Here is a 21,484-nt window from a genome sequence, read left to right as displayed (position 1 = left end):
ACAGGACGAGTAATTAACGCAAATGTACAGAGAGTCTATGGTTGCTGGAAATAGATCATTTTCGTTAATGAAGTGCCCCTTGTGAGTGGATTGGACGAAATGGAAGTAGTCTAATACGAGTCATTCATGTTACGAATGCCGAGATAGAATAAATTTTTCTATGAATAAAAGTGGAACCACGCCCAATGCGTCTTTTTGAGTAAGCAGTTTGTTACTCAAAAGGGCGCTTTTTTGTCATAATATGAGTAAGAATAAATGAGAAGTGAGGTGTTAACATGGTCAGTCGTTTTAGTGAAGATATTGCAGCGGTTAGAAAAAATGATCCAGCTGCTAGAACTACGTTAGAGATTGTTTTGACCTATCCAGGGTTGCATGCTATCTGGTTTCATCGCTTGGCTCATGTTTTACATCGTAACCACTTAAAATTATTAGCGAAAATAATCGCAACCTTTAGTCGTTTTTTAACCGGTATTGAAATTCATCCAGGAGCAACGCTTGGTCGTCGCCTATTTATCGACCATGGGATGGGCGTTGTAATTGGTGAAACAGCTGAAGTTGGTGATGATGTCGTCTTGTTCCACGGTGTCACATTAGGTGGAACAGGTAAAGATCAAGGTAAACGGCACCCAACCATTGGTAACGGAGCGTATATTTCAGCTCATGCACAAATTTTAGGCCCAATTACAATTGGTGAGAGCACAAAAATCGGAGCTGCTTCTGTCGTATTACAGTCAGTTCCCGATAATGCAACAGCAGTCGGTATTCCTGCAAAAGTGGTTAAAATAAATGGAGAAAAAATCAAAAAGGAGTAAAGCAATGATTCAAATTTATAATACGTTAACGCGCGAAAAAGAAACGTTTGTCCCCTTAGAAGAGGGAAAAGTAAAAATGTATGTCTGCGGTCCAACCGTTTACAACTACATTCATATCGGAAATGCCCGTAGTACAGTGGCTTTTGATACAGTCCGTAAATATTTAGAGTATCGTGGATTTGACGTTAATTACGTATCAAACTTTACCGATGTCGATGATAAAATTATCCGTTCGGCTCAAGAAGAAGGTATCTCACCGCAAGAATTAGCCGCTAAATATATTCAAGCCTTTAAAGAAGATACGGGTGCTCTAAATGTTAAGCCGGCGACGGTTCATCCTCAAGTTGTGGATCACATGACGTATATTATTGAGTTTATCGAGGAATTGATCGCTAAAGACTTTGCTTATGAGTCTGAAGGTGATGTGTATTATCGTACCCGTAAATTTAAAAACTATGGTCAATTAAGTCATCAGGCAATTGACGAATTAGAAATTGGTGCGAGTCAAAGAACGGGGACTGAGCAAGATAAAAAAGAAGATCCGTTAGACTTTGCTTTATGGAAGAGCGCTAAAGAAGGTGAAATTTCTTGGGACTCTCCTTGGGGTGCAGGTCGTCCAGGCTGGCATATTGAATGTTCGGTGATGGCGTCGAAACATCTGGGCGATACCATTGATATACATGCCGGTGGCGAAGACTTACAATTCCCACATCACGAGAATGAAATTGCTCAATCTGAAGCAAAAACGGGCAAAAAATTCGCGAACTACTGGATGCATAACGGTTTTGTAACAGTGGGTGACGGCGAAAAAATGAGTAAATCACTAGGGAACTTCGTGACAGCTCATGAATTGATGCAACAAGTCGATCCGATGATTATTCGTTTTGCTCTAGCAACGACACAATACCGTCGTCCGATTCCATTTAATGAGGCAACGATTAAAGATGCCGAAAACAACTTAGCTCGTTTACAAACAGCTTTTGATAATGCTTCATTCCGCCAAGCCCAAGCTGAGGCTGAACTAGTAAGTGACGCGGAAGATTTATCGACTTTAGCCGATTTTGAAGAGCAATTTGTAGCGGCGATGGATGATGATTTTAATACGGCAAATGGGATTACGGTTGTTTATGACTTAATCAAATGGCTAAATCAATATTCAGAACGTGACGCTGTTTCACAAGTTGTGTTAGCAGCGGCTTTAGAAAAATTAACGAACTGGTTAGTGATTTTTGGTGTGAGTTTAAACACGCAAGCTGAATTATTAGATGAAGAAATCGAGCAATTAATCAATGAACGTAACGAAGCGCGCTCAGCGAAGAATTTTTCCCGTAGTGATGAGATTCGTGATTTGTTGAAGGAACAAGGAATTATTTTAGAAGATACGCCTCAAGGGGTTAGATGGAGAAGAAGCTAATGAGTGAACATCAAGATTTTACGCTACTAAACGGTTTAGCATTAGCCTATGTGGGTGATGCGATTTATGAAGTGTTTATTCGCGATTATTTAATTAGAAAAGGTAATACTCGTCCAAATATGTTGCACCAAAAAGCAACGAAGTTCGTGTCAGCAAAAGCGCAAGCCAGTTCAATTGCGGATATGTTAGCAGAAGGGATGTTGACTGAGGAAGAAGAAGCAATTTTTAAACGCGGACGCAATGCCAAAAGCCATACGACCGCTAAAAATGCCGATGTTAAAACGTACCGTGCCTCAACAGGTTTTGAAGCGTTAATGGGTTACTTGCATTTGCAAGGACAAACCGATCGCTTGAATGAGTTGATGATATGGTGTGTCAATCAAAAGGAGAAAATAAATGAAAAAACAAACTAATCAACGTCGTTCGTCGAAACGCTCGAACGATTCAGACTCTAAAGAGAGTAAGGGTCGTAAATTCGACAAAAAACCAGGAGCTAAAAAAGATTTTAAAGAACCCAATCGTAGAGGCCGTGAAAATAGCCGTCATGAAGCACCAAGAAAAGAACAACCTGAAGAAACACCTACAACAAATGCAGAAGACTTTGCGATTGGTTTTTACGGTGTGAGTGAAGCCTTAGAAGCTAAACGAGGAAATAAATTATTCGTCCAAGAAGATTTATCAGGCCGTCGAATTGACGATGTGAAAAAATTGGCGACAAAACATTCTGTTCCCATGCAGTTTGCGCCAAAAAGTAAGTTAGATTTATTATCAGACCATGGTAATCACCAAGGGGTTGTCCTAGGGGTAACGCCGTATGAGTATTTAACGATTGAAGGCTTATTAGAGCAAACAACTTCCGAAGCACCATTTTACTTAATTTTAGATAGTATTGAAGACCCACATAACTTTGGATCAATTTTAAGAACAGCTGATGCAACGGGGGTTGATGGGGTAATTATTCCGAAACACCGTGCGGTTGGGATTACCTCAGTTGTGTCTAAAACTTCTACAGGTGCGGTGGAACATGTGCCAGTTGCGCGTGTGACGAATTTAGCACAAGCAATTAGAACGCTAAAAGACAAGCAATTCTGGGTTTATGGAACAGATATGAACGGGACAGACTATCGCCATTGGAACGTGGCAGGCCCAACGGCTTTAATTATCGGTAATGAAGGCAAAGGCATTTCACCAGGCTTGAAGAAAGAAGTCGATGAAATGTTGACGATTCCGATGACCGGTCATGTGCAAAGTTTAAACGCCAGTGTGGCAGCGGGTGTCATGATGTACGAAGTCTTTCGTAAACGTCACTAATAGAAAGAAGGTCAGCCGATGTTAAAACGACAAATCCTAATGGTAGACGGTTACAACATGATTGGGGCTTGGCCTGAACTCGTCTATTTGAAAAACCAAGACAAACTAGCGGATGCCCGCGATGCTTTATTATTCGAATTATCCAATTATGCCAAATTTAAGAATATTAAAGTGATTGTTGTCTTCGACGCGCAGTTAGTGCCAGGTATTCAACAAGAGTATCAAGAATACAATGTCACGGTTGTTTTCACAAAAACCGATGAAACAGCTGATACATATATTGAGCGTGAAGCAGCGAAACTAATCGATGTTAAAACGTTAGTGACGGTTGCAACGAGTGATTTAGCTGAACAATGGCTGATTTTTTCACGAGGCGCTCTACGTAAATCAGCGTTTGAGTTGTTTCGCGATGTCGAAGAATCACAGCGTGAAATCAAAAAAGAAATTTTAGCGACACGCTATCAGCAATATTCACGCAATGTGCCGTGGTCGTTAGCTGAAATCGAGCGACTAGAAGCCTTGCGTGATCAATTATCTGAATAAAAGAGGTGCCTGTATGAAGAAAACCACGTTTGAACTAGTGTTAACGGATAATATGACCGTACTGACACCAGCAACGCCAGAATCAATCAAACAAGTGTCAATTTATCTAGATACTGTACCATCCCCTCAAACTCATGCGGTTTATTTAAAATTAGCGGGTCAACAATTGGTGGCAATAGCTCTGGCGGATGAGGTGTCACAATGGACTTTAGCAAATGAAGCGGCTATCATTGAAGTAAGCCTAGGTTGGGAAGTTGAACCAAGTGCGCTGCAAAGTTATTTGATTAAACAAGCACAAGCAGCCAAGCTAAAGGCGTTTAAGGATGTTGAAGTAACACCGCAATTACCGGCTAATCAAGTCGCTACAACGGCGCAAGTAGTCGAGACGTTGTTAGAAATCTTACAACGTATAGGCTATCCGTTGTTAGTGGTGAAAAAAGCTAAACCAGCTAAAGCGCAGCATCGTTTTACTAAAGATATTGCTGAGATACCGTTTTACGTGAACTCATTTGACGCGCAGGCAACGGTTTACTGGCAAAAACGTAACGAAATGCTAATTAAAGCAGGTGCTAAGTTACGCCAAGAGATGCCGCTTAACAAAGATGGCAGTATAGGCTTAAGTGCTAAGATGGGCCAACAATTACGATCAGAACATCAGGATAAAATTCGTGACGGACAGACAATTGAAGACATTGTATTGAAAAGTGTAAATGAAGTCGGGCTATTTTTATATTATGGTGGGACAAATGGTTGGTTAGTGTTAAAAGATACAACGGGAAAAACGATTGATGAATGGACCGTTGTTAAATAAGGAACAGTATTTTTGCTAGTATTGTTTGAAAGTTTTCTCACTTAACGGTATAATAAGTAAGAAATCTATCCATAGGGGAGTAACTGGCGATTGTTTGAATCGTGACAACATCAACAACAAGAAGCGATTCTGGTGTTGTCTTAAATAGTGAGACTTATGTATGAACAACTTACTTGCTCATACATAAGTCTCTTTTTTTATTACTATATGGTAGGAAAATTTTTTTGAGGAGGAAGTATTATGTCAGAAGAGAAAAAGCAACAACTGATTGAACCTTTTTACACCGAAACTGAAGAATCGGTCTTAAGTAAATTAGGTTCTAATCGTGAAGGGTTGAGCGATGCGGAAGCGGCTAAACGTTTAGCTGAGTATGGCGAAAACCAATTGGATGAAGGTAAAAAGAAAACACTTTTTTCTAAATTTTTAGACCAATTTAAAGATTTAATGATTATTATTTTATTAGTGGCAGCCGTAGTATCAGGTATTATGGGTGACCATGTCGAAGCAATTATGATTGTTGTTGTAGTGTTCTTAATGGCCATTTTTGGTGTGGTTCAAGAAGCGAAGGCGGAGCAAGCCATTGATGCCTTGAAAGATATGTCAACACCGAATGCCAACGTGTTGCGCAATGGTAATGCGAAAGTTATCAAGAGTACAGAAATCGTGCCTGGTGATATTGTGTTACTAGAAGCTGGAGATGTTATTCCCGCTGATATTCGTTTATTAGAAGCGAACTCTTTAAAAATTGAAGAGGCTGCTTTAACGGGTGAGTCAGTGCCAGTTGAAAAAAATATCGAAGTCTTATCTGATGCAGATACTGGGATTGGTGACCGCTTGAATATGGGTTATATGAACAGTAACGTTACTTATGGTCGTGGTATCGGAGTGGTAACAGGGACTGGTATGAATACGGAAGTTGGTAAAATCGCCAGCATGTTAGCACAAGCTGATGAAACAAACACACCGTTAAAAGAAAACTTAAACCAATTAGGTAAATGGTTAACGTATGCAATTTTAGCTATCTGTGTCATCATGTTTGTTGTCGGAATGATGGGCGGAAACAAGAGCTGGGTTGATATGTTATTAACATCAGTTTCACTTGCCGTTGCAGCGATTCCAGAAGGTTTACCAGCGATTGTAACCATTGTGTTAGCTTTAGGTACGCAAATTATGGCCAAACGTAACGCGTTAGTCCGTAAATTGCCAGCCGTTGAAACATTAGGTAGTACGGATATTATCTGTTCAGATAAAACAGGTACGTTAACCGTTAACCAAATGACCGTTGAACAATTATTTACTAACAATCAAGTAGTAGCTGCTGATCAAGCAATGCCAGCTGATAACATGACCTTAAAAGTGATGAACTACTGTAATGATACAAAATTCTCAGCTGAAGGAACGTTAATCGGTGACCCAACTGAGACAGCTTTAGTAAAATATGGTTTAAACAAAGGTTTTGACGTCCGTGAATTTGTTGCGAATGAACCACGTGTGGCCGAAGTACCATTTGATTCAGATCGTAAATTAATGTCAACGATTCACCAATTAGCAGATGGCCGTTATTTAGTAGCAACTAAAGGGGCGCCAGATGAATTATTAAAACGTACCGTTTCTTATGATGTGAATGGTGAAATTAAGCCAATGGATGAGGCTGAACGTTCATTGATTTTAACAACAAACACTACTTTAGCTAAACAAGCGCTTCGCGTTTTAGCGATGGCGTACAAGTTTGTTGATGAAGTGCCAACGGAATTAGAATCAGATGTTGTTGAAAATAACTTGATTTTTGCCGGTTTAGTCGGAATGATTGACCCAGAACGTAAAGAAGCAGCCGAAGCGGTACGTGTAGCAAAAGAAGCAGGTATCCGTCCAATTATGATTACTGGTGACCACCGAGACACAGCTGAAGCAATTGCGGCTCGTTTAGGTATTATTACGGAAGGTCAACATGAAGCGGTTATTACAGGGGCAGAATTAAATGAGTTATCAGACGAAGCATTTGCTAAGGTTGTGCCTAACTACTCAGTCTATGCGCGTGTATCTCCTGAACATAAAGTGCGTATCGTTAAAGCATGGCAAGCAGAAGGTAAAGTAGTAGCGATGACTGGTGACGGTGTTAACGATGCACCAGCTCTTAAAACAGCGGATATCGGTATCGGAATGGGTATCACAGGTACGGAAGTATCTAAAGGTGCAAGTGACATGGTCCTTGCCGATGATAACTTCTCAACGATTGTTGTAGCAGTTGAAGAAGGACGTAAAGTTTTCTCAAATATCCAAAAAACGATTCAATACTTACTTGCCGCTAACTTAGGGGAAGTGTTAACCTTATTTATCGCAACATTGTTAAAATGGGATACATTATTACCGGTTCATTTATTATGGATCAACGTCGTAACTGATACGTTCCCAGCAATTGCTTTAGGTTTAGAGCCAGCTGAAAAAGATGTGATGAAACAAAAACCTCGTGGACGTAACTCTAACTTCTTCTCTGGTGGTGTCTTAAGCAGTATTATCTACCAAGGTATTTTAGAAGCGGGTATCACATTAGGCGTTTATTGGTCAGCTCTTAAATGGCCAGCCCACACAGCATTAGATGCTGCTCAAAAAGCGGCTGCAGCTGCTGATGGTCTTTCAATGGAACAAGCGATTTACAACTTACAACACGGTGATGCGTTAACAATGGCTTACGCTACTTTAGCCTTAATCCAATTGTTCCATGCCTTCAACGTGAAGTCAGTCCATGGTTCATTATTCAAAGTCGGTGCGTTTAGAAACAAAACATTTAACTACGCGGTTATCTTGTCATTTGTTTTATTAGCAGCAACGATTGTGATTCCAGGATTTAATGATTTATTCCAAGTAACTCACTTAGATACCTATCAATGGGTGATTGTGCTATGTGCGTCAATCTCAATTATCCCAATTGTTGAAATTGTGAAGTTCTTCCAACGTAAAGCATTAAATAAATAATTTCTTAAAAAGAAGTAGGAAATGTTACCTACTTCTTTTTTTATTGTAGATAAAAAGGTAAAATAAGACTATCAATAAAATGACAAGGAGAATTAATAATGAAACAGACAAATGTTGGTTTTTATGCACAAAAAATAAATAATGTAGTGGAAGTAACAGAACAAACAGGCGAGGCAATGAATCCTTTCTTTGAAATCGTTCGTCACGCAATCGATAACGGGACAGTAGCGGATATTACGGAAGAACAATATAAAGGGATTAAAGAAGCCTTTGGCACGGGTTTAGAAAACTATAAAAAATTAGCAGGCTTGCTAAAAGATCAAAAAGCTCCGATCAAAGTTATCGGTATTCATAAAAAGTTTGAAAAAACTTACGAAGATTATATCGTATCATGCCAAGCTATGATTGATTCCCTAGGTGCAACTCCAGCTGATTTAGATGTCGAAAAATTCAATCAATCGGAAGCACAACAAGATGAAGTGACTGAAACATTAGCCTTTTGCGTGCAACGATTAAGTAACCTGTTATTAAAATAAAGGCCGTTTATGAAAAAATTAGGTTATCGATGCTAAATAATAGACATCGAGATGAAAGTTTAGTATTATAAATACATAACCAACAACAACCTTTTTATTTTTCATTTTACTCCTCCAGAGTAAAATAACTCCTTTTTTCCACTACGAAAATTATCGTAGTGGTTTTTTTTGTTGAATAGTATTTAAAGATAAGGAGATGAGAAGATGAACGTTTTGTATTATGATGACTTAAAAGTTAAAAATTATCAGGTTTATTTATTAGTTAGCTCACGAGGTTGGGTCGCTATTAGTGCGTTTGACGAACCAAAAGATGCCTTTTTGTCCCGGTATGCAGCATATGATTGTCGCTTATCTAAACAAATCCTAGCGCCTTATCAGCGTGAACTAGCTGAGTATTTTGAAGGATCTCGTCAAATGTTTTCACTTCCGATTGACTTATTAGGAGAAGGGACAGCCTTTCAACTTGAAGTATGGCAAGCCCTTCAAGGAATTCCTTATGGTCACACAACTTCTTACAGTCAGATTGCTCAAATGATTAGACGTCCTAATGCAGTTCGTGCTGTGGGCACAGCTATTGGACATAACCCTTTAAGAATTGTAATTCCTTGTCATAGGGTGTTACGTTCAGATGGAGGCATGGGTGGGTATAACGGTGGTATTGAGATGAAAAGGACATTGCTAGCGCTTGAAGGTGTTAGATGTTAGAATAAGGTGATATTTTTGTGAAGCAATTGATAGTTAGTTGACCAACTAAAGGAGGGGAAATTCGTGCAGTGGCTTATTAATATTATGGCAGCGATTGTCATAGTAATCGTGGTATTATTAGTGTTAGCTGTAATTTGTGGGTGCGTAATGGCGCTATATGCCAAGATTAAGCACGGACAGCCTTTTTTCAAAACATGGTGGGCGAAATTTAAGTCCGTGTTCTTTGATTTGTTTTTAGAAGCATTGATTCCGTTTAATTGGTTTTAAACTAAATATAGTATCTTTGGCACTAGAAGCTTACCATAGGGGTAGGGTTTCTAGTGTTTTTTTTGTATAATAGAAGGTAATTAGGAGGGACGGTCATGAATCAAGCATTGAAAGAACGAATTATCGCTGAAAGTAAACAACTAGGTATTGATAAAATCGGTTTTACTGACGCCTCATCATTCGCACATTTAAAAACTAGTCTGGAAGAGCAAAAGGCTGCCGGACACACCACCGGATTTGAACACCCTATAATAGAAGAAAGACTCTATCCTGATAAGATTTTTGAACAACCACAGTCGATTATTTCAATTGCTTTAGCCTATCCAACGAAGATTAAGGAGAAACCTGGCATTACGCGTGGAGAACGTCGAGGAAGCTTTGCGCGCGCCTCGTGGGGCATTGACTACCACAATATTTTGCGCGATCGTATGAATAAGTTAATTACTTTTATTAAAGAAGTTGCAGAAGATGATACGGAGTTAACGTTTAAGCCAATGGTTGATACCGGTGAATTGATTGATGTTGCAGTAGCGCAACGAGCAGGGCTGGGATTTATCGGCAAAAATGGTTTACTTATTACGGAAGAATTTGGCTCGTACGTTTATCTAGGGGAAATCATTACGAATATCCCGTTTGAACCTGATACACCGATTGAGAATCAATGTGGCGAATGTACCAAATGTATCGATGCTTGTCCAACGGGCGCTTTATTAGGGGACGGTCGGATGAATGCCCAGTTATGTTTGTCCTATCAAACGCAAACGCGCGGTATGATGCCGGAAGAATTTCGTTCAAAAATTCGCACAGTCATTTACGGTTGCGATATTTGCCAGCAAGTGTGTCCGTTTAATAAAGGCAAAGATGCTCATTTTCATGAGGAAATGGAACCAGATCCGGAAGTGGTGACGCCGTTATTAAAACCATTACTGACCATTTCTAACAAAGAATTTAAAACAAAGTTTGGTTATTTAGCGGGTTCATGGCGTGGCAAAAAGCCTATTCAACGCAATGCCATCATTGCGCTAGGCAATGCACGTCAAAAATCAGCTTTACCAGATTTACTACAAGTGATTGAAGTCGATCCTCGTCCGGATATTCGCGCAACGGCTGTGTGGTCGGTCGGAAAAATTGTCGGAACTCAGCCTAATCCTGAGCTTTACGCCTTTTTTGAAGATTTATTAGCCGATGAGGAGGCACCAGAAATGATAGAAGAATTGACAAAAGTGATCAAAAAGTGGCAGTAATGCGATAAAAAGATTGATTCTTGTGGATAGATAGTCTAATATTAATAAGAATATATTGAGATGAAAGAGGTAAAATCTTGATGGGAGACAATAAAAAAAGACCCGTATTAATAGGTGTAACTGGTGGATCAGGTAGTGGAAAAACAAGTGTTAGTCGTAAATTGTTAGAAGCATTTACAGAAGAACACTCAATTGTGTTGTTTGAACAAGATTCTTACTACAAAGATCAAAGCCATTTAACGTTTGAAGAACGTTTAGAAACAAACTATGATCATCCATTAGCGTTCGACACTGATTTATTAATTGAGCACTTAAATAAATTGTTGAATTACGAAGCGATTGATAAACCGATTTACGATTACGATCGTCACACACGTAGTGAAAAGGTTGTGCATCAAGAACCTAAAGAAGTGATTATTATTGAAGGAATTTTAATTCTTGAAGATGAACGTTTACGTGACTTAATGGATATTAAAGTCTACGTGGATACTGAAGATGACATTCGTATCATCCGTCGTATTAAACGCGACATGGAAGAACGCGGACGTACATTAGATTCAGTCATCAATCAATATTTATCAGTTGTAAAACCAATGCATCACCAATTTATCGAACCAACCAAGAAATATGCGGATATTATCATCCCACAAGGTGGCGAAAATCAAGTAGCGGTTGACTTACTAACAACTAAAATCGCCACGATTATTGATAAAAAATAATGCAATAAAAACTCTAGCACTTATCTTGAAAAGTGTTGGAGTTTTTTTAATATAGTGTTAGATACTATTAAAAGCTTGCTCTATCAAGATGTCACAGATTGTGGCAGGCTGTTTTTATGCAATCAATCAAACACGCAACTGAAAATACGTTAAAATAAAGTAACGTCACAAAGGCGCGCAAGCATAAATTACCAAAGGACATTATGGTTAAATACAGGAGGGCAAGGATGGTCGCAATTGGTGAAAGAATAAAAAAATTTAGACAAGAAAAAGAATTAACGCAACAAGCATTAGCTGAAAAATTACATGTTTCAAGATCAGCTATTTCAAACTGGGAAATCGGTCGAAATTATCCAGATTTGGATGTGGTAATTTTACTAAGCGACGTACTGGCAGTCTCCTTAGATGATTTGTTAAGGGAGGACCAAGTGATGGTTAAAGAAGTGAGTCAGGAACAGAGAAAGAACAAGCAAAGAAAATGGCGACTACGAATGGTTTCAATTTTATTAGCAGTGTTTGTAGGTTTGACAGGATGGTTATGGTATCAAGAAGTAGGCAGTGTTCATCAGTACATTTCGCCAATTATGTCTACGAGAATAGCAATCAATTCAACCTCGAACGAAGAAACAATCGCTGTTTTTGAAGGCAAATCGTATTTAGAGTTTACTAATCGACGTTGGCAACAAACTTTAGTGAATGATGCGAGTAGTAGTGGATCAATGAACGTGGCGATTTATGATCAGCACAATCAAATGATAAAACAGTTTCTATTAGAAGCTGGTCAGGAACAAAAACTAGCGGAGTTAGAAAAGAATACACGTTATAAAGTTGTGATATCTGCCACTGAAGGTGATTATTGGCTCAATATTTATTAGTTAATCCTAACAAGCACTATTGATGAACTCGTTAATAGTGCTTGTTTTTTGATGTTTAGTGGCAATTAAGTACTCTAATATTACAACGAGGTAACGTAACTTCTGATTATGATACAAAGTAATTCTGTAATAAAGAAAGACACAAACTTGTAATATTTCGCTAAAAATCTTATTTTTCATCTTTTTTTTGTCGAATCAAGCAAAAAAATAAAAATAAATCACTTTTTTTTTGAAATATACGCGATGTTAAAAGGGTTTATAAATGAACGATTTCAAAAAACATCGGAAACGTTGATAGATAGCGGTTGATTCGTGGTTTTTAATGAGGTTATTTTTAGTAGATAGATCCTTAAATGACAGGAAATATTACATTTTGTCATATTTCTTCGCTTTTTGTTATTAATCTATTGATGTTTTGTAACATAAAAATGTTTTAATAGTTCTCGTGGCAAACGTCGAGCAACATTATGAGACGTAAATCAAATGCCCGAATAGAAGAGACAGTCAATCATGATTGTCAAAATCGAAGGAGAAATATTATTATGAAATTTTCTAAATTAGTTTTAGGTATGGCAGGATTAGTTACTTTTGGATTAGGGATGAATAGTGTTGACGCAGCAGAAGTTTCACATACAATCAAATCAGGTGAAACATTATCAACTATTGCGCAAGAGTACTTTGGTGATGCTTCTTACTATAATACAATTGCAGCGGCAAATAATATCGCTGATGCTAACATGATTTTTGTAGGTGAAACATTAGTATTTGATACTGAAGCTGGTTTTGTTCAAGCAGCTCCAGTTGCACAAGTTGAAGCAATTCAAACAGTTGTAGAATCACAACCTGTTCAAACAGCTCCAGTACAAGAAACGCAACCAGCAGCATCAAGCTACACTTCAAACGCTTCAGGTTCTGAAGCAGAAGCGAAGTCTTGGATTGCTTTTAAAGAGTCAACAAACAACTACAATGCTCGTAACGGTCAATATGTTGGTAAATATCAATTAACTGATAGCTATTTAAACGGTGACTACTCACCAGAAAACCAAGAACGTGTTGCTGATAACTATGTATCATCTCGTTATGGTTCATGGCAAGCAGCTAAAAACTTCTGGTTAGCTAACGGTTGGTACTAAGATAGGGAAAGTAAATAGTATAGAAACTGATTTCTGTAAAGGAATCAGTTTTTTTGATGTTTGAATGAAAATTATTTTTAATAATAATTGTTGAAAAAATAGTTTTCATGTATTATACTTTGTTTGTAAGCGCTTCTAATAGATGTGGAGGGAGTATAGTGATTAATTATGAAAATTATTTAGGGATGCATCAACCGCCTGAGGATTTTGATCTATTTTGGAAAGAAATATGTCAGCAGTTGGATGAAGTGTTACCTGAATATACATTAACAATTAAAAATGAAAAGTTACCATTTGTTGCGTGTTATGAGTTGGTTTTTAAGTCACACGACGATTCGTTAATTTATTCTAAGTTAGTTGTTCCAACAGGATTAGAGAAGTGTCCGTTAGTCATTAAGTTTCATGGCTATCAAGGTCAGTCATCTGATTGGTCAGAAGCATTCAAGTTTACGGCAGCAGGTATAGGTGTGGTAATGATGGATGTTAGGGGACAGTCTGGTTATTCTCACGATAATGGCATCCATAAATATAATACTGTTAAAGGTCAAATAGTAAGAGGGATGAAAGAAGGGGCTAATTCATTAGCCTATGTAGATATATACAAAGACGTTTATTTGCTCGTTAATGTAGTATCTCAATTATCATGGGTAGATATGGAACACGTCTATACCTGGGGAGAATCACAAGGTGGCGCATTAGCCTTAATCGCTGCTGCCTTATCTGATAAAGTAAAAAAAACATTTAGTGTCTATCCGTTTTTATCAGACTTTGGTCAAGTTATTAAAGTCGCTAATCAAACCGAACCTTATGATGAATTATTTAGATATTTCAAGTTTCATGACCCAATGTATGACAGTTACAACGAAGTAATATCAACGTTAGGATACATTGATGTTAAAAACTTTGCTCACCTAATTAAGGGCCAAGTTACCATGTTATGTGGGTTAAAAGATGAGATTTGTTTACCTGAAACACAGTATGCAATATATAATCGTTTAACAACATCGGATAAAGAAATGTTGGTTTTTCCCGAGTATGGTCATGAAGCAATCAATGTAAAGTACCCGGATAAAGTATTTGAATGGGCAGCGAATATAAAAATGGATTAGGAGTGGAAAAAATGGAAAGTGATGTGTTGAAAAAAATTAAAGGTGGTTTAATTGTTTCTTGCCAGGCGTTAAAGGAAGAACCGTTGCATAGTTCTTTTATTATGTCACGTATGGCGAAAGCAGCGGTTATGTCGGGGGCTATTGGAATTAGAGCAAATTCAGTTGTAGATATTCAAGCAATTAAAGATACGGTTTCAGTACCGGTGATTGGAATATTGAAAAATGTTTATGAAGGATGCAGTATTTTTATCACCCCAACACTAAAAGAGGTTAGAAGAATCTGTGCAACGGGAGCGGAAATTGTTGCAATGGATGCAACTACTAGATCTCGACCAAACGGGGAACAATTACCAGAAATCATCAAGGTAATTCGTGAAGAATACCCAACAACGTTACTAATGGCTGATTGTGCAACGTTAGAGGACGTTGAATATGCTTTGTCACTAGGTTTTGATATTATCGGCACAACGTTGTACGGCTATACTGAGGATACGCAAGGGTGTGATATTAGTGATGATGACTTTAAACACTTAAAAGACGTTTTAGAGATGGTTGATCGCCCAGTTATTGCTGAAGGGAAAATTGATACACCTGAAAAGGCAAAACGAGTGTTGGAATTAGGTTGTTGGAGTGTCGTGACTGGTGGGGCTATTACGCGACCACAAGAAATCGCTAAAAAATTTGTAGATGCTATAAATAATTAATAATTGGGGGTATCCTAATGGAAAATAGTATAGACTTAAAAAAAGAAAAGACTAAAAAGAAGTATAGAGGAATAGAAAATCCTTGGTCGGGTTATTTATTTATTGCACCACAACTTATTTTATTTTTATTGTTCATTCTTTATCCAGTAATTGAAGGATTTAGAATGAGTTTATTTCAATCGAATTATGTGAGTGAAACATTTGTTGGTTTAGATAATTACATTTATCTTTTTAAAGATCCTGTATTCTTAAAGTCCATTGCTAATACGATTTTCTTTGTGGTTGCGATAGTTGCATTAACCATTGCCTTTGGTTTATTTGTGGCAACAGCGGTTTTTGATAAAAGCGCAAAGTATGTCTCATTTATTCGTGGTAGTTTTTATTTACCAGTAATGGTTTCAATGGTTGTAATGAGTATGGTATGGAACTTTTTATTGAATCCAGCTAATGGTTTAATTGCCTATTTATTAGGCAACCTTGGTTTTGAAAACGTTAACTTATTAGGTGATAAATTTTGGGTTATGCCAGTGATTATTTTTGTGACATTTGTAGGAAATGTCGGACAGGCTATTATTTTGTATATTGCATCAATGATTGGAATTCCAGCTGATTATTTTGAAGCAGCTGAAATTGATGGAGCAACTAGATGGCAACGAATCACTAAGATTTTAATTCCTTTAGTAAAACCAACAACTTTATATTTAACGGTTATCAATATTATTGCGGTATTAAAGATTTTCGTTGTTATTCAATTATTAACAGGTGGCGGACCCAATAATTCATCTGTCACTATGATGTATTACTTATACCAAAATGCCTTTGTTTACAACAACACAGGTATCGCAGCAGCGGTTGGGGTCTTAATGTTTATCGTGGCGTTACTATTATCATTACCTCAATTTAAAACGTTTGGAAAACAAAAATAAGGAGAGCGGACAATGAAATTATTTAAGAAATTAGGACGAATGGAAAAATCCGACTTAATTGTTAATATTATCGTAACAATTTTAGCTATTTGTAGTTTGCTACCATTATTTTGGCTAGTTACTAATTCTTTTAAACCTTCTGCAGAAATCTATAAAATGCCGCCAGATATATTACCTAAATCACTTTACTTAGATAACTATAAGGAGTTATTTAGTAATCAACCTGCCTTACGTTGGACTTTTAATAGCTTTTTAGTTTCTTTTGTAACGACGGGATTAAGTGTTATTTTATCTGCAGCAGCAGCTTATGCGTTTGCTAAGTTGAAATTTAAAGGAAAAAACATTATCTTTGCGATATTTATTGCTTCTTTAATGATTCCTAAAGAAACATTTATTGTGCCACTGTTTAAAATTATTGTCGCGTTTGATTGGGTAGATACCTATCAAGCTCTAATTGTGCCTAACTTAGCAACCTGTTTCGGGGTGTTCATGCTTAAATCTTTCTTCGAAACGATACCTGATTCAATTCGTGAGTCAGCTAAATTAGATGGGGCTAATGAGTTTACTATTTTCTTCAAACTGATGTTACCGATTGCTAAGCCAGGTATTGGGGCGTTATTCATTCTAAATTTCGTTACATTCTGGAATGATTATATGTGGCAATTACTAATGGCACGTAGCAAAGGAATGAATACGCTTACGGTTGGTGTCGCTGGTTTAATGCAAGAAATCAGTCCTAACATGGGATTAAAAGTTGCTGGTGCGGCTATTGCAGCAATGCCAATGATTGTTATTTTTGTACTGTTCCAAAAATACTTTACTAAAGGAATTACAGCGGGTGCTGTGAAAGAATAATAGGAGGGAACTAAACATGAAGTTAAGCAAAAAAATTTTGGTAGGAGCATTATTATCTAGTAGTTTATTGGTCGCAGCAGGATGTGGGAAATCAGGTTCATCTGACAAAGGAGATGATGAAAAAGTAGCGGTAGAGGTTTGGTTAACACCACAATGGAAAGGGGTTTACAGCGCTGATGAAGATGGAGCAGATTATGATAGCTTCTTCAAAGCAGCTGCTGAAAAATATGAAAAAGAAAACCCTAATGTTGATATTAGTGTACAAGTTATTCCAGGTGAACAACGCTCAGATAAATTAAGTGTTGCGATTCAAACGAAACAATTACCAGATATTTTCTTCGATTCAAGTTTTGCTTTGAGCGAATACGCTCATATGGGTGTTTTAGAACCTTTAACTGATATTATTGATGATCAGACGAAGAGCGATATTTCTGATGCGATTTGGGATAATGTGACGATTGGTGATGATGTGTACTTCTATCCATTTGGGCATAACCCAGGTACATTAGTCTATAATGCTGATATGTTCAAGGCAGCAGGACTGGATCAGTATATTGGTGATGAGCATGCCATTGCTAATTGGACTCCTGAAGATTTACAAGTCATTACTAAAAAATTAAAAGAAGCAAATCCAGATATTGCACCAATGGGCTTGTTTGCTAAAAATAACCAAGGAGATACTTGGAACATGTCATACTTACGTATGTTTGGTAATGAGTTCTTCGGTGAAGACGGTAAGATTGTATTAAACGATGCATCAGGGGTTAAAGCGTTAAATTACATCGACCAATTAAGAAAAGATGGGTTAACAACAGCAGGTGCTGAAACGTTAACAAGTAACGATGTCAATGCGATGTTCCAAAATCAGCAAGTGGCAATCAGCTTTACTAATAGTGTTTTATTAAACGGTGTCTTGGCTGACATGGAAAATGGAAAAGTTCAAAAGTTTGATGCTCGTCTAGCAAATATTCCAGGTGAAACTAACCCAATTTCCTTCACTTATGTGACAAGTTCGGTTGTCTTCAACACAGGTGATGATGCTCGTACTAAAGCAGCTAAGGATTTTGTTAAATTCTTCTCTTCAGATGAAGAATTAGTAATGGCTTCTAAAAATACATTACCGGTTAGAGAATCTGTGATTTCTCAATTAACAGCTGAAATGCCTTACTTAGCAGCTTATAACGAAAATTCTGAATACTTAATTAATTTCTCAAATAATACACCAGGTTATGCTGAAATTAGAAATGCATTATTCCCAGAATTACAAGCCTTATTCACTGGCGATAAAACAGTTGAACAAGCGTTAGAATCATTTGAAACAAATGGTAATCGTATTATTGAAGAAAATCAGAAAAAATCAGTAATTGTAAATAAATAAAGTTAAGCGATGAAGGAAAACGCCAATCCTTTGAAGTTGTTCTTTCATCGCGTTTCTTTTAAAAAAGAGGGATGTTAATGGATAGATACTTTGTAAAAGACCATCATACTTTAGAAAAGTTGGCACACTTTTGGCCAAAGATTGTCGAACTTATTGAAGAAATTAAAGTAGGTCATTATTCAAATGGATCGCATGAGTTGTCTGAAGGATTAACGATGAATATATTTGGTTATGAAACAAATAATCAAGAGGAAAGGTTGTTTGAAGTCCATCAAGAAAATATAGACATTCATGTAGTGTTAGCTGGGATGGAACAAGTTCAGTTGTTAATGCCGGGTAATTATGCTGAAGTTGTTTATGATTTATCAACGGACTCGGCTACCTTCCAAGAAGTAAGTGACGAAAAAATCTCGTGTGTTATTGGTGATATCTTGGTAATCGATACCGAAATTGCTCATAAAACAGGCATCATGCTGGAAGAAAAACAAGCAATAAAAAAAGTAGTATTTAAATTAAAGGTGTAGGTGAAAGTTAATGGAAAATATATTATGCATCGACATAGGTGGGACATCTATTAAGTATGCAATATATAACGATCAAGGACAAGAAGTGAGAAAATTTCCTGCTAAGGATACCAATGCCAAAGAGCGTTTAATTATTGAAACTATCAAAGAATTGACGGATGAGGTTGTCGCTGAATATTCACTTTCGGGAGTAGCAATTTCTAGTGCAGGGGTTATTGATTCTGAAAAAGGTGAAGTAATCTATTCTGGTTACACTATTCCTAATTATATGGGAACTAATTTTAAACAATTTTTCAAGGAACAGTATGCATTGGATTGTGAAATTGAAAATGACGTGAATGCGGCTTGTTTAGCGGAATACTATGCAGGAGCTGCTCGTAATGCTCAAAGTGTAGTTTGCTTAACAATCGGAACAGGTGTCGGTGGTGCTTTAATGATTGATGGGCATCTAGTTCATGGTAAAGGCAATACGGCTGGTGAGATTGGTTATATGTTAATTGGTGATCGTTATTTCCAAGATGTCTCATCGACGACTTTTTTGGTGGAATACATTAATCAAATCCAAGACGAAACACATTATCAAAATGGCATGGAAATTTTTGAAGGATATAAAAACGGTGATATTCACTGTGAGGATGCTATACTAACATTAATCAATAATTTGAGTGTAGGTTTAGTGAATATTATGTATCTGATTAATCCTGAGGTTATTGCATTAGGTGGAGGTATTATGGAGCAAAAAGAATTGTTACAGCCTCTTATCGAAGAAGCAATTCAGAATAAATTAATTTCCGAAATGTTTAATAAAACCGAGATTAAATTTGCAGAAAATAAAAATAGTGCGGGATTGATAGGAGCATTTCACCATTACATTCATCAAAGATAAGGTAGTGTGATTAGGATGAATATTTTACAGATAATAGAAAATAAGTATTTAGATTTTTCAATTAAAGAGAAGAAAATTGCGGATTATTTACTACAGAATGCAGAAGAGGTTAAAAACATCAATATATCAGTTTTAGCGAAAGAAACAGGTTCTTCGCCTGCCACAATAACACGTTTTTCAAAAAAAGTAGGAGTCGATAGTTTTGTTGAATTAAAAATGTTGTTGAATTCCCATAAGGTTGAAGATAGCAATGCGGAAACTATCAATGAAACGGAAATCGCTAATGAAATATTGAAATATTACACCAAAGTAATTGAAGAAACTAAAGCTAGAGTGGACTATAAAAAATTGGAAGAAGCGGTTAATTTAATTAGAGGAGCACGTAATGTATATATATATGGTCTAGGGAATTCCGGTCTAACTGCCCAAGAATTCAGTTACCGATTGATGAGGATGGGTCTGAGTGCTAAGGAAATCGTAGATCCTCATATTATGCTAATGAATGATGCCATAATTGAGTCAACAGATGTTATTATTGTTATTTCGTCTTCGGGAGAAACCCCTGAAATCATCAAAGCGTTAACTAATACTAATAGTAGTAAAAGTAAAATTATTTCATTAACGAGTTTTTCAAAGAGTACCTTAGCTGATATTAGTGACATAGTATTACTGTCATATTATAGTCGTTTTATTAACAATGAGCGTTTTGTTAATTCCCAATTCGCGACTATTTATGTGGTAGATATTATTACGACATTACTATTGGATATTCCAGAATATAGAGAAAAAATGAATAAAACAATTGAAGTTGTTACTAAATAGGAGGATTCAAAAATGAGAACTTTAGACAAATACCAAGGTGTTATTCCAGCATTTTATGCATGTTACGATAAAGAAGGTAAGATTGACGGTGGTGCTGTTGAAAAGCTAGCTAACTACTATCTTGAAGTAGGTGTTAAAGGTCTTTATGTTGGCGGTAGTTCAGGGGAATGCATTTATCAAAATGTAGAAGAACGTAAAGAAGTATTAGAGCATGTTATGGAAGCTGTAGGAGGAAAAATGACAATTATCGCTCATGTAGCAGCACCTTCAACTGATCAAAGTGTTGAATTAGCCAAACATGCGGCTACTTTAGGAGTAGATGCTTTAGCGGCGATTCCTCCTTTATACTATGGTTTAAATGAAGCAGCGATTGAACAATATTGGACAAAAATTGCGACGGCTACAGATTTAGATTTTATCATCTATAATATTCCTCAAACGACAGGTTATGCTTTAAGCTTAAACTTGTTAGAAAAAATGTTGAAATTAGATCAAGTCATTGGTGTTAAAAATTCTTCAATGCCAGTCATGGACATCAATGTTTTCAGAAATAATCAAGTCAAAGATATCATCGTTTTCAATGGTCCAGACGAACAATTTATTGGAGGACGTGCAATGGGTGCGCAAGCTGGAATCGGTGGTACATACGGTGCGATGCCTAAATTATTCTTACAGTTAAATCATTTGTTTGAAGAAGGTAAATTAGAAGAAGCGTATAATTTACAAAATAAAATTAATGAAATTATTTTTGCGTTACAATCTGGTGAAGGCCACATGTATGCTATCATTAAAGGAGTGTTGCGTCTAAGAGGAATTGATATCGGAGAAGTAAGACAACCATTTCTACCAGCATCAGCTAGTGACCAAGCGTTAATTGAATCTGTATATCAAACAATTATTGAATTAGAAGATTAATAAAAATAGTTAAAAGGCCAGA

General features: G+C 36.9%; 23 protein-coding genes and 1 other annotated feature (1 of these 24 only partly in view). All 23 genes read left to right on the top strand.

The genetic code is table 11. The annotated features are described in order from the left end of the window. Positions 1-198 (top strand) — a binding site (T-box leader) (it extends 13 nt beyond the left edge of the window). Between the two features lie 77 nt (positions 199-275). The 23 genes from epsC (at position 276) to FA707_RS09985 (ending at position 21,462) form a co-directional block, all read left to right on the top strand. Beyond that, complete coding sequence (gene epsC, locus FA707_RS10095) at positions 276-812, top strand: serine O-acetyltransferase EpsC (protein ID WP_136954079.1); 537 nt, start codon at positions 276-278, stop codon at positions 810-812. 4 nt (positions 813-816) lie between these two features. Beyond that, positions 817-2,226, top strand: coding sequence for a cysteine--tRNA ligase (gene cysS, locus FA707_RS10090; RefSeq protein WP_136954078.1), 1,410 nt, complete (start codon positions 817-819; stop codon positions 2,224-2,226). Further along, positions 2,226-2,639 carry a Mini-ribonuclease 3 gene (locus tag FA707_RS10085; RefSeq protein WP_168177402.1) on the top strand — a complete coding sequence of 138 codons (414 nt, stop codon included), beginning with the start codon at positions 2,226-2,228 and terminating at the stop codon, positions 2,637-2,639. Before cysS ends, FA707_RS10085 begins: the two co-directional genes overlap by 1 nt. Further along, complete coding sequence (gene rlmB, locus FA707_RS10080) at positions 2,623-3,537, top strand: 23S rRNA (guanosine(2251)-2'-O)-methyltransferase RlmB (RefSeq protein WP_136954076.1); 915 nt, start codon at positions 2,623-2,625, stop codon at positions 3,535-3,537. The genes FA707_RS10085 and rlmB overlap by 17 nt, the downstream gene beginning before the upstream one ends. An 18-nt stretch (positions 3,538-3,555) precedes the next feature. Further along, positions 3,556-4,080 (top strand): NYN domain-containing protein, encoded by a 525-nt coding sequence (locus FA707_RS10075; protein WP_136954075.1) that lies wholly within the window; start codon positions 3,556-3,558, stop codon positions 4,078-4,080. Between the two features lie 13 nt (positions 4,081-4,093). Further along, positions 4,094-4,891 carry a hypothetical protein gene (locus FA707_RS10515; RefSeq protein ID WP_210409620.1) on the top strand — a complete coding sequence of 266 codons (798 nt, stop codon included), beginning with the start codon at positions 4,094-4,096 and terminating at the stop codon, positions 4,889-4,891. Between the two features lie 240 nt (positions 4,892-5,131). After that, positions 5,132-7,864, top strand: coding sequence for a cation-translocating P-type ATPase (locus tag FA707_RS10065; protein ID WP_136954074.1), 2,733 nt, complete (start codon positions 5,132-5,134; stop codon positions 7,862-7,864). Between the two features lie 98 nt (positions 7,865-7,962). Next, positions 7,963-8,400, top strand: coding sequence for a hypothetical protein (locus tag FA707_RS10060; protein WP_136954073.1), 438 nt, complete (start codon positions 7,963-7,965; stop codon positions 8,398-8,400). A gap of 204 nt (positions 8,401-8,604) precedes the next feature. Then, positions 8,605-9,105, top strand: a complete 501-nt coding sequence (locus tag FA707_RS10055) for a methylated-DNA--[protein]-cysteine S-methyltransferase (RefSeq protein WP_136954072.1) — start codon at positions 8,605-8,607, stop codon at positions 9,103-9,105. A 63-nt stretch (positions 9,106-9,168) separates the two neighbouring features. Continuing rightward, positions 9,169-9,372 (top strand): hypothetical protein, encoded by a 204-nt coding sequence (locus FA707_RS10050; RefSeq protein WP_136954071.1) that lies wholly within the window; start codon positions 9,169-9,171, stop codon positions 9,370-9,372. A 95-nt stretch (positions 9,373-9,467) separates the two neighbouring features. Further along, positions 9,468-10,616, top strand: a complete 1,149-nt coding sequence (gene queG, locus FA707_RS10045) for a tRNA epoxyqueuosine(34) reductase QueG (RefSeq protein ID WP_136954070.1) — start codon at positions 9,468-9,470, stop codon at positions 10,614-10,616. Between the two features lie 80 nt (positions 10,617-10,696). Continuing rightward, positions 10,697-11,335, top strand: a complete 639-nt coding sequence (udk, locus tag FA707_RS10040) for a uridine kinase (RefSeq protein WP_136954069.1) — start codon at positions 10,697-10,699, stop codon at positions 11,333-11,335. Between the two features lie 227 nt (positions 11,336-11,562). Next, complete coding sequence (locus FA707_RS10035; protein ID WP_168177401.1) at positions 11,563-12,210, top strand: helix-turn-helix domain-containing protein; 648 nt, start codon at positions 11,563-11,565, stop codon at positions 12,208-12,210. Between the two features lie 542 nt (positions 12,211-12,752). Further along, a complete protein-coding gene (gene apf, locus FA707_RS10030; RefSeq protein WP_136954067.1) occupies positions 12,753-13,343 on the top strand; it encodes an aggregation-promoting factor in 591 nt (196 codons plus the stop codon). A 158-nt stretch (positions 13,344-13,501) separates the two neighbouring features. Beyond that, positions 13,502-14,452 carry an acetylxylan esterase gene (locus FA707_RS10025; RefSeq protein ID WP_281277684.1) on the top strand — a complete coding sequence of 317 codons (951 nt, stop codon included), beginning with the start codon at positions 13,502-13,504 and terminating at the stop codon, positions 14,450-14,452. 11 nt (positions 14,453-14,463) lie between these two features. Next, positions 14,464-15,156 (top strand): N-acetylmannosamine-6-phosphate 2-epimerase, encoded by a 693-nt coding sequence (locus tag FA707_RS10020; RefSeq protein ID WP_136954066.1) that lies wholly within the window; start codon positions 14,464-14,466, stop codon positions 15,154-15,156. A gap of 17 nt (positions 15,157-15,173) precedes the next feature. Beyond that, positions 15,174-16,082: a carbohydrate ABC transporter permease gene (locus tag FA707_RS10015; RefSeq protein ID WP_136954065.1), complete on the top strand. Its 909-nt coding sequence runs from the start codon at positions 15,174-15,176 to the stop codon at positions 16,080-16,082. Between the two features lie 12 nt (positions 16,083-16,094). Then, positions 16,095-16,937 carry a carbohydrate ABC transporter permease gene (locus FA707_RS10010; RefSeq protein ID WP_246032323.1) on the top strand — a complete coding sequence of 281 codons (843 nt, stop codon included), beginning with the start codon at positions 16,095-16,097 and terminating at the stop codon, positions 16,935-16,937. 16 nt (positions 16,938-16,953) lie between these two features. Then, on the top strand, positions 16,954-18,315 hold the full coding sequence (locus FA707_RS10005; protein ID WP_136954064.1) for an ABC transporter substrate-binding protein: 1,362 nt from the start codon (positions 16,954-16,956) through the stop codon (positions 18,313-18,315). Between the two features lie 77 nt (positions 18,316-18,392). Next, complete coding sequence (locus tag FA707_RS10000; protein WP_168177399.1) at positions 18,393-18,839, top strand: YhcH/YjgK/YiaL family protein; 447 nt, start codon at positions 18,393-18,395, stop codon at positions 18,837-18,839. Between the two features lie 10 nt (positions 18,840-18,849). After that, positions 18,850-19,725, top strand: a complete 876-nt coding sequence (locus FA707_RS09995) for an ROK family protein (RefSeq protein WP_136954062.1) — start codon at positions 18,850-18,852, stop codon at positions 19,723-19,725. Positions 19,726-19,740: 15 nt separating this feature from the next. Next, positions 19,741-20,547, top strand: coding sequence for a MurR/RpiR family transcriptional regulator (locus FA707_RS09990; protein ID WP_136954061.1), 807 nt, complete (start codon positions 19,741-19,743; stop codon positions 20,545-20,547). Between the two features lie 12 nt (positions 20,548-20,559). Next, positions 20,560-21,462 (top strand): dihydrodipicolinate synthase family protein, encoded by a 903-nt coding sequence (locus tag FA707_RS09985; RefSeq protein ID WP_136954060.1) that lies wholly within the window; start codon positions 20,560-20,562, stop codon positions 21,460-21,462. The last annotated feature ends 22 nt before the right edge of the window (positions 21,463-21,484 follow it).

It is taken from the genome of Vagococcus zengguangii (genome assembly GCF_005145005.1).
GTDB classification, from domain to species: domain Bacteria; phylum Bacillota; class Bacilli; order Lactobacillales; family Vagococcaceae; genus Vagococcus_A; species Vagococcus_A zengguangii.
This window is presented reverse-complemented; position numbering and strand designations above follow the sequence as displayed.